This is a genomic window from Candidatus Tisiphia endosymbiont of Parasteatoda lunata, assembly GCF_964030955.1.
GTDB lineage: Bacteria > Pseudomonadota > Alphaproteobacteria > Rickettsiales > Rickettsiaceae > Tisiphia.
This window is the reverse complement of the sequence record NZ_OZ035003.1, coordinates 672,797-685,459: the sequence shown is the minus strand read 5'-3', so window position 1 is coordinate 685,459 and position 12,663 is coordinate 672,797. Positions and strand designations below refer to the sequence as shown.

The window sequence follows — 12,663 nt, the reverse complement described above, 5'->3', positions numbered from 1 at the left end:
CTCTGTACAAATAAGTGTGTAAATTTTTCAAAGGTTATATAAAAATATAATATAACAAAAGGAGAAATTATAATGCACCAAAAACAAAATGAAGCAATGAATCAAGCGATAGATTTATAGTCACCTTTTTGGTTAAAACCCCCAGCTTCAGCTGGGAAAGACTTCAGTCCTTGTTCTAATATTTCAATTCACTATAACTTGAATATATGATATTTTAATATACATAAGAGCAAGCTCTTATGTATATTAAAATATCATATATGACAGATTATAACAAGACTAGCCACACTGTATTTTACCATCGCTTTCATGTTGTTTGGATCACTAAATATCGCTACAAAAGTATTGCAGGGTAACTTATAAGAATTAGGATCAGAGAGACAGCACAGGCATTAGTAATATCTCTTTAGACTAATAGCGACTTCCAGTCTAGATATCAACCCACCAGCTTCAGCTGGTTGTTATTGAGTAATAAATAATGATACAGATATATCAACATTACTTAAAGAGGATGGTTTATTGTCCCACTTTGGGAGAAAAACCCCGCACTTGCAGTGCGTCGTTTCAACATAAATTTTAAATATCTTATCAAGAAAAGATAAGATATTTTTTAACAAAATCTTACACTTCACAGATATATTCTTTTTGTGTTGTGACACTTTCTAAATGAGCCATACACAAATAGTTTCTAACTTTTAAGTTAGTACATACATGAGGCATTCATGCCGTAATATTAAGCTCTGCACTTGCAGTGCAGAGTGGTTAACTTATATAGAGCACTAGATAGTCTTGGTAATACTGTAGACTTTCTGCTACGTAAGCATAGAGACAAGCCTGCAGCACTTGCATTTTTTCGTAAAGCCTTTAGAGAGAATAATTTTCCTGAGAAAGTAGTAATTGATAAAAGCGGTAGTAATACGGCTGCTCTTAATGATTTGAATACAGAAGTTCCTAAAGATTATAAAATTAAGGTTATTCAGACCAAATACCTGAATAATCTTGTAGAACAAGATCATAGGTTTATCAAAAAACGTACAAAGCCAATGCTTGGTTTTAAGAGTTTTCATTCTGCAGAAATGACTATTACCGGTATAGAAAATATTCGTATGATGCAAAAAAGACAAATAATTGGAGCTAATGATAATCTTTCTACTTTTGAGAATTTTGCTATGTTAATGGCATCATAATGTCCAAAACCTTAGTTTTAACAATCTTGATGTAGTATGATTTATAGATGCGACAAAACCCTTTCTAACCACCTGATCTATCAATGGTACAAATTTTATAACCCATCTTTGTAATGTAGAGTGATCAATTTTTGCTCCCCTTATACTCATCATTTCTTCCAAATCTCGATAACTTAAAGAAAATCGGCATTTCATATAGACAAATAACATTATTATTTCTGGTGAAGAACAAAATCCTTTGAAATATGATAATAATCTTGCAGTAATACGAAACATCTTAACATCTTTTTTAGATCATTATATCAATCTTTTTTCTATTGTCCAACATATGCGACAGAACCAGAGCAAAATCCTTTAAAATACTTCAAAAGTTTTGGCGATATTTGGAATACCATAATGCTATTTTTTAGCTCCATATACCACATATCATCATACTTGGCAATAGATGCGACAGAACCGATTTTGACTCGTCAAGAGCAACATGCCTGGGGAACTAAAATAATTGACAAACTTAGTCGTGATTTAATATCTGCTTTTCCTGAAATGAAAGGATTTAGCACTAGAAACCTTAAATATATGCGACAATTTGCTAAAGAATATCCTGAACCTACATTTGTGCAAGAGGTACTTGCACAATTAACATGGTATCATAATATTACTTTACTAGATAAGATAATAGATAAAGAGATTCGTCTTTTTTATATTAAGCACTCTATTATACCAATTGCAATAATTAACACGGTGTATTTATCCAGTCTCTATACATAATTGATTTTACTAAATCTACATTATGAGCAAGTTGATTCCAAGCGTAACAAGCCATAGTGACGATATCTTCATATACACCATAACATTGGTTAGACAAGTAATGATTCTTGATCCATTCCCAAACTTGTTCCATTGCATTAAGTTCCGGTGCATAGGGCGGAAGCGGTATCAAAGTGATATTGCTTGGCACAGTTAGTTTTTTGGCTGTGTGCCAACCTGCATTATCCGTTAGTAAAGCTATATGTCGGTTGCCTTGAATACTGCGAGAAAGGTCTTCTAAGAATTTATTCATTGCCTGTGTGTTTGCATATGGTAAAATTAATGCAAAAGCTTCTCCTGTATCATGGCAAGCAGCTCCATAAATATATGTTGAAATGAATTGCTGTTGCCGAACTTTACGGGGTCTAGTGCCACGCTTAGCCCATATACGAGTTAAGCTACCTTGTTGCCCAACTCGAGTTTCATCCTGAGACCATATATCAACTTTACATCTATCGATATTTTTTGGTAATAATTCTGTTAACATATCTGGAAAGTTTTTTTATATGTATTTTGAGTCTCTTGATTTGACTTTGGATGCATTGAACGAGAAGTAATCCAGCTAAAACCAAGGCGGTGCATAGTATTGTAGACTGTTTTTAACGCACATTTAGCACCATATTCCTCAAGTAACATGATATGTAACTCCTTTCCAGTTATATACCCACCAGTTTTACTTTCACTGAGCGTATTGATTTTATCAAAAAGAGCAGACTCTTGTATAGTGTTAATCTTCCTAGGGGCACCGCTTCTTTGTGATTCAAATAATCCTTCAAAACCATGATTCCTAAATCTTCTGAGCCATGATTGCACAGTTTTCCAGTGTGACTTCACTATTGCAGATATGGCTTTAAAAGATTTGCCTAATTGAAGGTGATACATCGCCAATAAACGTATACGATTTCGACCATGCGGCTCATGTTTCATCATTTTTATAAAATCATGACCTTCAAAACCTTGCGGTAATATTAACCTAGCTATTTGATTACCTTTTATCAGTTAAAAACCCATTTTATAACACTGCGTTAATTATTGCAATTGGTATTACATATGGTTGGTCAAGAAATGTAATGGTTATGCAAATTGAATTAGCTCTACATAAACGTCAGAGTCAAGCTATAACAAATTTTAAAAATAAATTACCATCTCCGCAGTCAGATTTAGCCCATCATACTCTAAAAGATCCATATATTTTTGACTTCCTTAGCATAGGCAATGAAGCACATGAAAGAGAAGTTACGTCAGTTCGGGATAAGATATAGATGAAATAGTAATAGATAAAAGGATTGTCAAAAAGGAGTGCCTGCAGTATTTATATTTTTAAACAAAAAAACAAACTACAGGCATGAGAAAAGATATCACAGAATTATATAGTTTTATAGATGATTTTTGTAAAATTTATTGTCCCACTTTGGGAGAAAAACCCCGCACTTGCAGTGCGTCGTTTCAACATAAATTTTAAATATCTTATCAAGAAAAGATAAGAATGAATCATACAGATATTTTTTAACAAAATCTTACACTTCACAGATATATTCTTTTTGTGTTGTGACACTTTCTAAATGAGCCATACACAAATAGTTTCTAACTTTTAAGTTAGTACATACATGAGGCATTCATGCCGTAATATTAAGCTCTGCACTTGCAGTGCAGAGTGGTTAACTTGGAGTATGAACAGAGAAAGTTATTACCATCAAATAAGCAAAGAAATCGCTGTTGTAGCATGAGTCTAAGTCAGGAGTTTCGCACTTAGCAAAAAATATGTTAATCTAGCAAGAAAGAGTTTTAGTTAAGCATGGCAAGATCAAAATGTAGCAAAGACTTATATAAATCATTTTTACAAGCAAGTAGCGTAAGATATAGTGGTAAAGCATTATCTGAAGTAAGTCCAATAAACCTATCTCATGATAGTGCAAGTCGATGGTTAAATAGTAAGGATTTCCGCCCTAGCGGGATCTACAGAGAAGTGTCAAAATATATTGATAGGGAAGCTTCTTGTTTATTAGTGGGAGATGACACGTTATTGTCAAAGCAATACAGTAAGAAAATTGAGCTTGTACATTATCAATATTCTGGAGCTGTACATGATGTTATACCTGGTATAGGGATGGTCAACTTACTGCATTACAATGCTAAAACTGATCAATCTACCCCTGTAGATTATAGAATATATGATAAAGAAACTGATGGAAAAACAAAGAATGAGCATTTTTGTGATATGCTTACTTTAGCTAAGGAAAGAGGGATCAATCCTGATGCAGTAGTAATGGATGCGTGGTATAGCGGTTTGGAGAATTTGAAACATATACGTAATTTAGGTTGGACATGGGTTAGTAACCTAAGAAAAAATAGAAAAGTTAATCATAATGTTAGCTTAGAAAGTTTAGAGATTCCTGATGAGGGACTAAAAATTCACCTACGTGGATACGGTTGGGTTACGGTATTTAAGTTTGTGGCAAAAAATGGTCGCATTGATTACATAACAACTAACTTAGAAAATCCAACACGTGAACAAATAGAAAAAATTGTTAAGGCACGGTGGTCTATAGAAGTTTATCATCGAGAATTAAAACAAACTTGTGGTATTGAACGCTGTCAGGCACGCACGGGTCGAGCTCAGAGAAATCATATTTGCCTTGCTGTATTTGCTTGGCTCGATATGAACAAAAGGAGGATAAATGAAAAAATTACTTTATATCAACAAACTTGGGAAGTTATAAAAACATCAATTCAGAACAACATTAGATGCCTTTTAGCTGATTCGCAATTTTGCTAACTGCGAAACTCCTGTAAGTGAAATGTTAACAATAATAATTATGTTTCATACATCCTATGCTAAGAATTTTAAATTTTTCTATAAAAGTTACATAGAGTGCATGCATAAGGATGATTTTCCCAAAGCCTTGAGTTATAATAGATTTGTTGAATTAATGGCACGATTATTCATACCGCTAAATATGTTGATTCATTTGTTGTTTGGTGAGGAAACAGGTATTTATTTTATTGACTCCACAACGATTAAAGCTTGTCACAATAAAAGGCGTTATAGCAATAAAGTTTTTAAAGGATTAGCCAAACATAGTAAATCCTCTATGGGGTATTTTTATGGTTTTAAATTACATGTAATAATCAATAATAAAGGGGAGTTTATGCCATTAAAAGTGACCAAAGGCAATGTAGATGATAGGGTTCCAGTAGCGGAGTTAACAAAAAGATTAACTGGAATTATAGCAGCTGATAAAGGTTATATTAAGCAAAATTTGTTCTTAAATTTATATGAAAGAGGCTTAAAAATGATTCATGGAATTAAGAAGAATATGGAAAATAAATTAATGGATTTGAAAGAAAAAATCTTACTTCGAAAGCGTAACTTAATTGAAACAGTTTTTGATTATCTAAAAAATAAAATGAACCTTGAACATACTAGACATATATCACCAATAAATGCCTTTGTCCATATATTATCTACTCTTGTTGCTTACTCATTAAAGAAAACTCAATAACAACCAGCTGAAGCTGGTGGGTTGATATCTAGACTGGAAGTCGCTATTACTCTAAAGAGATATTACTAATGCCTGTGCTATCTCTCTGATCCTAATTCTTATAAGTTACCTTGCAATACTTTTGTAGCGATATTTAGTGATCCAAACAACATGAAAGCGATGGTAAAATACAGTGTGGCTAGTCTTGTTATAATCTGTCATATATGATATTTTAATATACATAAGAGCAAGCTCTTCATGTATATTAACCTCAGTTTGATGTAAGAGGAAGGTTGAGATTGTTTAATTTTCCAAAAGCTACAGAAATTTTATTAGGCTTAAAAACATAGGCAAGCAGTCCAGCTAATACGTTAGTTTGAAAATTCATAACAGATCTGTGCCTTGTATGGTCTATATGACAAAGGTTTTTTAGTTGATCGTTAATGGTTTCAATAATATACCTTTTATTTAAAAACCGCTTTTTAATAGGATCTATTGAGTCAATCATTTAATTTGTGTAAGTTCATTTTTTATTTTCCAATAAATCATATTTAAAATCTCCACAAAGTATTTCAAATTGATTTAAAGCTAAAGACCAATCTTTAATAGGCATGGTCCATTTTTTGGCTGCATTTTGTAGGGATAAAAATATTATTTTTTGAATTGACTTATCATCTGGAAACACCCCCTTATTTTTGATAATTTTTCTAATTTGACGATTTACAGATTCTATAGTGTTAGTAGTATAAATTACCTTTCTGATCTCTTCAGGAAAGGCAAAAAACGGTATTATCCCAGACCAATTACGTTGCCAAATATCAGAAATTACCGGATATTTTTTATCCCATTTTACACCAAATTGCTGAAGTTTTAAACGTGCCATTTCGTCATTATTAGCTGTATAAATTTGTTTTAGATCTGATGTGACCTCTTTTAAATCTTTATATGACACATACTTTACTGAATTGCGAACCATATGTACAATACATAATTGTACTATAGTACTCGGGAATACACTGCTTATAGCTTCTGGAAAGCCCTTTAAACCATCCACACAAGCAACATAAATTTGTTCAATTCCTCGATTCTTTAACTCAGTAACTACTTGCATCCAAAATTTAGCACCTTCATTTTTGCCTATCCAAATGCCAAGTAACTCCTTTTTCCCTTCTATATTTACAGCAAGTGCTAAATATACTGCTTTATTTATTACTATGTGATTGTCTCTAGATTTTACATAGATACAGTCCAAGTATAATATTGGATACACCCTATCTAAACAACGATTTTGCCACCTAGTTACTTCTTCTATCACCCCATCTGTTATGGTGGATATCAAGTCACCAGATACATCAGTTTGATATATTTCTTCTAAATGCCCTCGGATCTCGCTGACTGTCATACCGCGACCATAAAGGGATATCACTTTCTCATCAAATCCATTAAATCTCCTCAGCCCTTTTGGTATTAATTGAGGATTATACTCTCCTTCCCGATCTCTTGGTACTTCTACTGTCAGCTTACGACCATCCCCATCAATTACTGTCTTCTCATAGCTACCATTACGACGATTATTATCTACTTTTGGCATCTTGCTATGTTTTGAATATCCTAATTCATGATCCAACTCACTTGCTAATATTTTCTCAACTATTTGCTTCTTTAGCTGTTGAAATAAACCATCTCGACCAAATAACTCCGATGGATCTGCTTTTGATAATAATTCTTCTACTAGCTGATTACTGATGTCTAATGTATCTTTATCTGTATCTAATTTTTTAGCCATAATTCCTCCTTGCTTGCTTAAGTTACTTTTTTTACAGTAATCTCTTACTGCTTTCTTTGCAACTTACACAAACTATAGGACAGACTCGATCTATTATTTTTTCTTTCATATTACTTTTAATTTTTGTTATTAGTTCTAAACCTTGATTAGCAAGGGATTGAGTGAGTTTTTTACTGATATACCCACGATCACCAAAAAGCCAGCCTTGTAATTTATCTACTAAATTTTCCACCACTGCTCTATCATCAACATTTCCTGGAGTTAAAGAAAAACTCATAATCTCTCCGCAACTGTTAATGACAATATGTAGCTTACAACCAAAGAACCACCCAGTGGAAGTCTTACCTCTTTTTGCTATGTCTTTGAATACTTTATGTCTATTAATTCTTAAATTATGGCAAGCAGGAAGTTTAGTAGAGTCGATATAATATTGACCAGTTTGTTTTCCTGATAGGCTTTTTAGCAGTAACACCATGGGCATGAAGCTCATTGGCATTAACTGAATAAAACGACTATAGCTCACAAGTTTTGGAAATTCCTTTCTATAACTTTGACATAGGCAGCATAAATAAAAATCTTTAAAGGTACGGTAGTGACTCAAGTGAAACATTACTATAATAGTAATAATCTCTGAGAGTCCTATACTGCAAACTACTTTACGCTTACGGTTAGGATTTGGTAATATATATTTATTTTGCTCCGTATCAAAATGCTTGCAAAAATCATCAATTAAGCAGAAAATCTCCGTAAGAGGGATCATAATATATTCTCCAATTTTGTTGTTATTATTCGAGAACTTTATAATCCCTCCCTTCTTACTTTTCAAATATTCTTTCTCCTAACACACTAGTTTAAAAGAAGGTTTTATTTTTACCATAGCTCACCACCAACAGTTTGTTTATGTTATTACATAATGCTTAGCATTTTGTTTGGTGCTTACGTCAAACTCAGGTTATATTAAAATATCATATATTCAAGTTATAGTGAATTGAAATATTAGAACAAGGACTGAAGTCTTTCCCAGCTGAAGCTGGGGGTTTTAACCAAAAAGGTGACTATGAAGATTATTATATTGATCTGTTATTCTATCATTTGCATCTTAGAGCCTTTATAATTATTGAGCTCAAGGCAGGTAAATTTTCTCCTCGTGATGTAGGACAATTAAATTTTTACTTATCAGCTGTTGATGAACAATTAAAACATTCAACTGATAATCCATCTATAGGCTTAATTCTTTGTAAGGATAAAGGAGAACAAATCAAAGCCGAATATGCACTACGGGACATGACTAAGCCAATTGGTCTTGCTGAATATAAGTTGACTGAAAGCTTGCCAGAAAATATAAAAACTGCCCTAGCAACCATTGAAGAGCTGGAAGTTGGATTGTCTGAGTATTTTGATTATGAGACTCTTGAGCGGACAACTGCTAAATTACAATCATTACCTAACTTACTAGCCCAAGAAAGAAAATCATTGCACAAACTTGCTGAGCTATATCCTGATCTAGCAAGTCAGTTTGTAGGAAAACATTATGATACCCATGCAACAGAATATCAACGAGAGAAAACAGCAGATGCAAGTAGTACAGCATTAGAAGAGTTGGAGAACATTGTGAGAATATGTGGTGGTTATGAGAAATTAGGTTTAACTCCAGTACAGCCACAATTACCTGAATTAGGCAAAACACGACAACACTCTACCATAATAATCAAAAAAGTAACCAAGTAATGACCAAGTTATAGCTAACCCGTTTAGGTTCGAGGAGTACAACTGTCAAAAGTGACTCCTCGCAATAACAAAATAGTTATCTGTAACGCCAAGGTGGAACACACAAAGAAACAGTTTGGTTTTTTACAGTAATAACTGTGTTTTGCGATACATGATAGTCGTCTACTCTAATTAAAGCTATGGCATTATTCTTATAGCTTGAACATATCACTCCAATCTTTGTATTATTTGCCATAATTTCATCATCTTTTGATATATCTAAACTGTCTGTAGTAGCAGATATACTCTCCTTCCCCTTGGAATTGGAACGTAAAACAAAGGGTGAGTGAGCGGAGCGTACATCTAGTACGTGAGCACGCGAATCCCCCACAGTTTTACGGAGCCAATTCGAAGGGGAAGGAGAGTATAATTTAAATATTTTTTTCCTTACTACTCCTTGGTATTTTGTTCTTGAAATAACTTCCTGTCCAATATAGCAACCCTTAGTGTAACTTACAGCGTTTAATTCCTCACAGCCATATTCGACCGGAATGGATCTGTTGAAAATTAGATCCTCATACCCATCAACTATGGCAAAATTATATTTATCTTGCAGGTATAGCCCTGCTGTTCCTGTAGTTATTGGTACATCTTTACTAACAATGGAACGAAAACCGAGTTGATCATAACGAGGGTCTTTGTATCCATTAAATTCCAGCTGTTGTTTTGAGTAAATAACCTGATAGATGTTAGTTAAGTCATTCACTTCAATTTTAGCACGTAATTTATAGTGCACTAAGTGATTTTTAAATAAATCAGACTGATTAACATTTATATCAATAAAAAACCTTGTTGATGATAGTTTTAATACAAAGAAATCAAATAAATACCTTCCTTGATTATTTAGAGCATAACTATAACAATAATTATTATTTTTTATATCATTAGTTGTCAAATTATGCAAAAAATTCATCGCATCATCACCCACAACTTCAATAATTGCTCTATTTGTTAATATTTCATGCATAATTACCAACTATGATATTTTAATTGACTTTATAAGTTTTATAATACTATATTATACTGATGCAATAGTTGTTTGCTATAAATTATTTATTATATGAGATGTGCTTCCTACTGTACGACTTCTGAATATAAGATGAATGACTTAGTAATAAATCTCAATAAGATTGGTCTTGAACCTAAACACTTTGATGATGTACTATATATTCAAAAAGAACAAGTAAAAAACTTAGACCCTATAGATGTTTTCTTTTTCCCATTTGGCTGTGTTACTATATGGGGAGCTGAAGAAAGCCAAGAGAAAATGATTCTAGACGATATAGTAGCTCTGCAAGCTAATCAAACTGACGAGATAATGTCTGACTTTATCTATTTTGATTATGATAAAACTACAGGTAAAACCTTTATAGATGAAGAAAAAAACCAAATCATTCTAGCAGATAAATCAACTTTTATAAAATTATCTATATCGCATGCTTTAGCTCAGTCAGTTAAGCTTAGTGTACTAGAAAAATCAGTAAGTAATTTAATTGTAAAAACAACGCCAATTCAACAAGAACTAGCCAGCACTGGCAGTGTATCACTTTCAAAAAAGGAAATATCTCAACAAATTGGCATATTATTTAACGAACGATATTCCATTAATTTACACAGCGATATACTAGATACTCCTGAATTTTTTTGGCGTCGTCCTAGTTATGAACCTTTATACTTAATGACTGCAGAGTTTCAAGATATTCAAATTCGTCAGAATATTCTTAACCATCGCCTGAACATGATCCATGAACTCTACAATATTTTGTCAAATGACTTAAACTATAAACACTCAACTAGACTTGAATGGATCATTATAATATTAATTACCATAGAAGTAGTACTATCCCTTATTCATGATAAACTCTTTTTCAAAATAATTGGTTATCTTCTGAATAAAATTTAATTGACTCTACTTACATTAGACCTATGACTTTACATATGGATTCTCAGTTTTAGTATAAGTAAATCTTATTGGCACACCGGGTAAATTAAAAGCTTCCCGCAAGTTGTTTACAAGGTATCTAGTATAACTATCCGTGATTTTCTCAGGATTATTAGAGAATAATTTAAAAGTTGGTGGGCGAGTTTTTGTTTGGGTCATATATTTAATTCTAACACGTCTACCACCTTTTTGTAAGGGCAGCGGATGTTGCTCGAGTGCAAAACCTAACCAATTATTCAGTTTACTAGTAGCAATTTTTTTATTCCATAAAGTATAAACTTTTATAGCCTCATCTAATACCATATTAATATTCTGCTTTTTTAAGGCTGATATGAATATTATCGATACTCCCTTAACTTGTGGTAGATTGGTTTCCATCTTATAAAAAAATTCTTCCTTAAATTTATCTCTATTTTTCCCTTCAATTAAATCCCACTTATTAACTACTATAAGCAGGCTTCTGCCTTGCTCTATAACATAACTAGCAATATTTAGATCTTGTTGCTCCAAATTCATTTGTGCATCAACCATCAGAATAACAGTATTAGCAAATTTAATACTATTAATAGTATCAGAAGCTGATAATTTTTCTAAGGACTTGTTAATAGCTCCCTTTTTTCTTAGACCAGCCGTATCAATTAATTTAAATTTATTATCATTATATAGCCAATCAATTTCTATAGATTCCCTTGTTATACCGGCTTCAGGTCCTGTTAACAATCTTTCATTATTAATAATACTATTAATAAAAGTAGATTTTCCTGCATTTGGTCTACCACTCACCACTATTTGTATATAGTTAGCCTTTATTGGGTCGATTAATTCTTCCTCTAGTTCCTCATCTCCTAATTTTTCAGTTATTGCATCGTGTAAATCTGCCATACCAACACCATGTTCTGCAGAAATTGGCACTACATTATCAAAACCAAGCTTGTAGTATTCTTTAGCAAAATCAAACCGTCCTTCACATTTATTGACAATCAACACAGATTTTTTATCATATTTTCTGATAAAATTAGCAAAAAACTTATCTTCCGGTAATACACCATTTTTGCCATCCACCATAAGGCATAGTAAATCTGCTTCTAGAATGGCTTCTACAGTCTGCTGCATCATTCTATATTCTAATTTCGCACCTTCCACTTCTTCTAAACCAGGAGTATCAATTACCGTAAAATCGAATGGTCCAATTTGAGCATCAGCATATTTTCGATCACGTGTTACCCCCGGGAGATCATGTACGATAGCCTTTTTTCTGATAGCCAAACGATTAAAGAGCGTAGACTTCCCTACATTGGGTCTACCAATAATCGCCACAATTTTTTTATGCATCACCTTTATATTATCATAATAATTCATTAGCACTAATACTCAAATACGCAAATTCAGGATAAGAATTTATCAATTCTTATCCCAAATTGGGGTAAATCATTTGAATATTGCAGTATTTGAGTATATTATTAACACTTAATTATATAAAATTAAAGCATAAACAGACTTCTAAAGGACAAATATTATGCATAATGGCAGTTCTAATAATCTTTATTGTCCCACTTTGGGAGAAAAACCCCGCACTTGCAGTGCGTCGTTTCAACATAAATTTTAAATATCTTATCAAGAAAAGATAAGATATTTTTTAACAAAATCTTACACTTCACAGATATATTCTTTTTGTGTTGTGACACTTTCTAA

The 12,663-nt window shown here is 32.6% G+C and carries 15 protein-coding genes and 3 pseudogenes; 7 read left to right on the top strand and 11 right to left on the bottom strand.

Features of this window, described 5'->3' with window-relative positions; all coding sequences use genetic code 11:
* Positions 1-461: 461 nt before the first annotated feature.
* On the bottom strand, positions 462-659 hold the full coding sequence (locus tag AAHN00_RS04200; RefSeq protein ID WP_342272222.1) for a hypothetical protein: 198 nt from the start codon (positions 657-659) through the stop codon (positions 462-464).
* Positions 660-761: 102 nt separating this feature from the next.
* Between AAHN00_RS04200 and AAHN00_RS04195 the strand changes: the two are divergent.
* Positions 762-1,187: pseudogene (locus AAHN00_RS04195) on the top strand (IS6 family transposase); the annotation flags it as partial.
* 60 nt (positions 1,188-1,247) lie between these two features.
* On the opposite strand, the pseudogene AAHN00_RS04190 reads toward AAHN00_RS04195, so the two are convergent.
* Positions 1,248-1,463, bottom strand: a pseudogene (locus AAHN00_RS04190) (IS6 family transposase); the annotation flags it as partial.
* A gap of 159 nt (positions 1,464-1,622) precedes the next feature.
* Between AAHN00_RS04190 and AAHN00_RS04185 the strand changes: the two are divergent.
* On the top strand, positions 1,623-1,955 hold the full coding sequence (locus AAHN00_RS04185) for a DUF1016 N-terminal domain-containing protein (RefSeq protein ID WP_342272221.1): 333 nt from the start codon (positions 1,623-1,625) through the stop codon (positions 1,953-1,955).
* On the opposite strand, the gene AAHN00_RS04180 is transcribed toward AAHN00_RS04185, so the two are convergent.
* Together AAHN00_RS04180 and AAHN00_RS04175 are read right to left on the bottom strand one after the other, a co-directional pair.
* Positions 1,921-2,481: an IS630 family transposase gene (locus AAHN00_RS04180; protein ID WP_342270961.1), complete on the bottom strand. Its 561-nt coding sequence runs from the start codon at positions 2,479-2,481 to the stop codon at positions 1,921-1,923. The two genes, AAHN00_RS04185 and AAHN00_RS04180, sit on opposite strands and share 35 nt — an antisense overlap.
* The gene (locus AAHN00_RS04175; RefSeq protein ID WP_342270962.1) at positions 2,475-2,924 is read right to left on the bottom strand and encodes a helix-turn-helix domain-containing protein; all 450 of its coding nucleotides are present in this window, start codon (positions 2,922-2,924) and stop codon (positions 2,475-2,477) included. The genes AAHN00_RS04180 and AAHN00_RS04175 overlap by 7 nt, the downstream gene beginning before the upstream one ends.
* A 113-nt stretch (positions 2,925-3,037) precedes the next feature.
* Between AAHN00_RS04175 and AAHN00_RS04170 the strand changes: the two are divergent.
* Positions 3,038-3,232: pseudogene (locus tag AAHN00_RS04170) on the top strand (DUF1016 domain-containing protein); the annotation flags it as partial.
* Between the two features lie 128 nt (positions 3,233-3,360).
* Here the strand turns inward: AAHN00_RS04170 and AAHN00_RS04165 are convergent.
* Entirely contained in the window at positions 3,361-3,549 is a 189-nt protein-coding gene (locus tag AAHN00_RS04165) for a hypothetical protein (RefSeq protein WP_342272144.1), read from the bottom strand.
* Positions 3,550-3,789: 240 nt separating this feature from the next.
* Here AAHN00_RS04165 and AAHN00_RS04160 point away from each other — a divergent pair, with 240 nt between their 5' ends.
* Both AAHN00_RS04160 and AAHN00_RS04155 read left to right on the top strand, forming a co-directional pair.
* Positions 3,790-4,770, top strand: a complete 981-nt coding sequence (locus tag AAHN00_RS04160; RefSeq protein WP_342271025.1) for a transposase — start codon at positions 3,790-3,792, stop codon at positions 4,768-4,770.
* Between the two features lie 22 nt (positions 4,771-4,792).
* On the top strand, positions 4,793-5,497 hold the full coding sequence (locus tag AAHN00_RS04155; protein WP_342272220.1) for an IS982 family transposase: 705 nt from the start codon (positions 4,793-4,795) through the stop codon (positions 5,495-5,497).
* Positions 5,498-5,747: 250 nt separating this feature from the next.
* Here the strand turns inward: AAHN00_RS04155 and AAHN00_RS04150 are convergent, their stop codons facing one another.
* Genes AAHN00_RS04150 through AAHN00_RS04140 form a run of 3 tightly spaced genes read right to left on the bottom strand, consistent with a single transcriptional unit; the run spans position 5,748 to position 8,022 of the window.
* Positions 5,748-5,963: a transposase gene (locus tag AAHN00_RS04150; protein WP_342272565.1), complete on the bottom strand. Its 216-nt coding sequence runs from the start codon at positions 5,961-5,963 to the stop codon at positions 5,748-5,750.
* Between the two features lie 36 nt (positions 5,964-5,999).
* Positions 6,000-7,262, bottom strand: a complete 1,263-nt coding sequence (locus tag AAHN00_RS04145) for an IS256 family transposase (RefSeq protein ID WP_342270914.1) — start codon at positions 7,260-7,262, stop codon at positions 6,000-6,002.
* Positions 7,263-7,293: 31 nt separating this feature from the next.
* Positions 7,294-8,022 (bottom strand): IS982 family transposase, encoded by a 729-nt coding sequence (locus AAHN00_RS04140; RefSeq protein ID WP_342272219.1) that lies wholly within the window; start codon positions 8,020-8,022, stop codon positions 7,294-7,296.
* Between the two features lie 227 nt (positions 8,023-8,249).
* On the opposite strand from AAHN00_RS04140, the gene AAHN00_RS14995 reads away from it, so the two are divergent.
* Positions 8,250-8,990, top strand: coding sequence for a PDDEXK nuclease domain-containing protein (locus tag AAHN00_RS14995; protein ID WP_410521430.1), 741 nt, complete (start codon positions 8,250-8,252; stop codon positions 8,988-8,990).
* Positions 8,991-9,066: 76 nt separating this feature from the next.
* Here AAHN00_RS14995 and AAHN00_RS04130 read toward each other — a convergent pair whose 3' ends face one another.
* Positions 9,067-9,996 (bottom strand): folate-binding protein, encoded by a 930-nt coding sequence (locus tag AAHN00_RS04130; protein ID WP_342272218.1) that lies wholly within the window; start codon positions 9,994-9,996, stop codon positions 9,067-9,069.
* A 132-nt stretch (positions 9,997-10,128) separates the two neighbouring features.
* Between AAHN00_RS04130 and AAHN00_RS04125 the strand changes: the two genes are divergently transcribed.
* The gene (locus AAHN00_RS04125; RefSeq protein WP_342260287.1) at positions 10,129-10,932 is read left to right on the top strand and encodes an RMD1 family protein; all 804 of its coding nucleotides are present in this window, start codon (positions 10,129-10,131) and stop codon (positions 10,930-10,932) included.
* Positions 10,933-10,953: 21 nt separating this feature from the next.
* Here AAHN00_RS04125 and der read toward each other — a convergent pair whose 3' ends face one another.
* Together der and AAHN00_RS04115 are read right to left on the bottom strand one after the other, a co-directional pair.
* Positions 10,954-12,303: a ribosome biogenesis GTPase Der gene (der, locus tag AAHN00_RS04120; protein ID WP_342272564.1), complete on the bottom strand. Its 1,350-nt coding sequence runs from the start codon at positions 12,301-12,303 to the stop codon at positions 10,954-10,956.
* Between the two features lie 200 nt (positions 12,304-12,503).
* Positions 12,504-12,656: a hypothetical protein gene (locus AAHN00_RS04115; RefSeq protein ID WP_342272217.1), complete on the bottom strand. Its 153-nt coding sequence runs from the start codon at positions 12,654-12,656 to the stop codon at positions 12,504-12,506.
* Positions 12,657-12,663 lie beyond the last annotated feature (7 nt).

What these genes read in the sequence shown, in the direction of transcription:
- AAHN00_RS04180 (WP_342270961.1), bottom strand. Translation starts at nt 2,481, where the DNA reads ATGTTAACAGAATTATTACCAAAAAATATCGATAGATGTAAAGTTGAT.
- AAHN00_RS04175 (WP_342270962.1), bottom strand. Translation starts at nt 2,924, where the DNA reads ATGATGAAACATGAGCCGCATGGTCGAAATCGTATACGTTTATTGGCG.
- AAHN00_RS04160 (WP_342271025.1), top strand. Translation starts at nt 3,790, where the DNA reads ATGGCAAGATCAAAATGTAGCAAAGACTTATATAAATCATTTTTACAA.
- AAHN00_RS04155 (WP_342272220.1), top strand. Translation starts at nt 4,793, where the DNA reads ATGTTAACAATAATAATTATGTTTCATACATCCTATGCTAAGAATTTT.
- AAHN00_RS04145 (WP_342270914.1), bottom strand. Translation starts at nt 7,262, where the DNA reads ATGGCTAAAAAATTAGATACAGATAAAGATACATTAGACATCAGTAAT.
- AAHN00_RS04140 (WP_342272219.1), bottom strand. Translation starts at nt 8,022, where the DNA reads ATGATCCCTCTTACGGAGATTTTCTGCTTAATTGATGATTTTTGCAAG.
- AAHN00_RS04130 (WP_342272218.1), bottom strand. Translation starts at nt 9,996, where the DNA reads ATGCATGAAATATTAACAAATAGAGCAATTATTGAAGTTGTGGGTGAT.
- AAHN00_RS04125 (WP_342260287.1), top strand. Translation starts at nt 10,129, where the DNA reads ATGAATGACTTAGTAATAAATCTCAATAAGATTGGTCTTGAACCTAAA.
- der (WP_342272564.1), bottom strand. Translation starts at nt 12,303, where the DNA reads ATGCATAAAAAAATTGTGGCGATTATTGGTAGACCCAATGTAGGGAAG.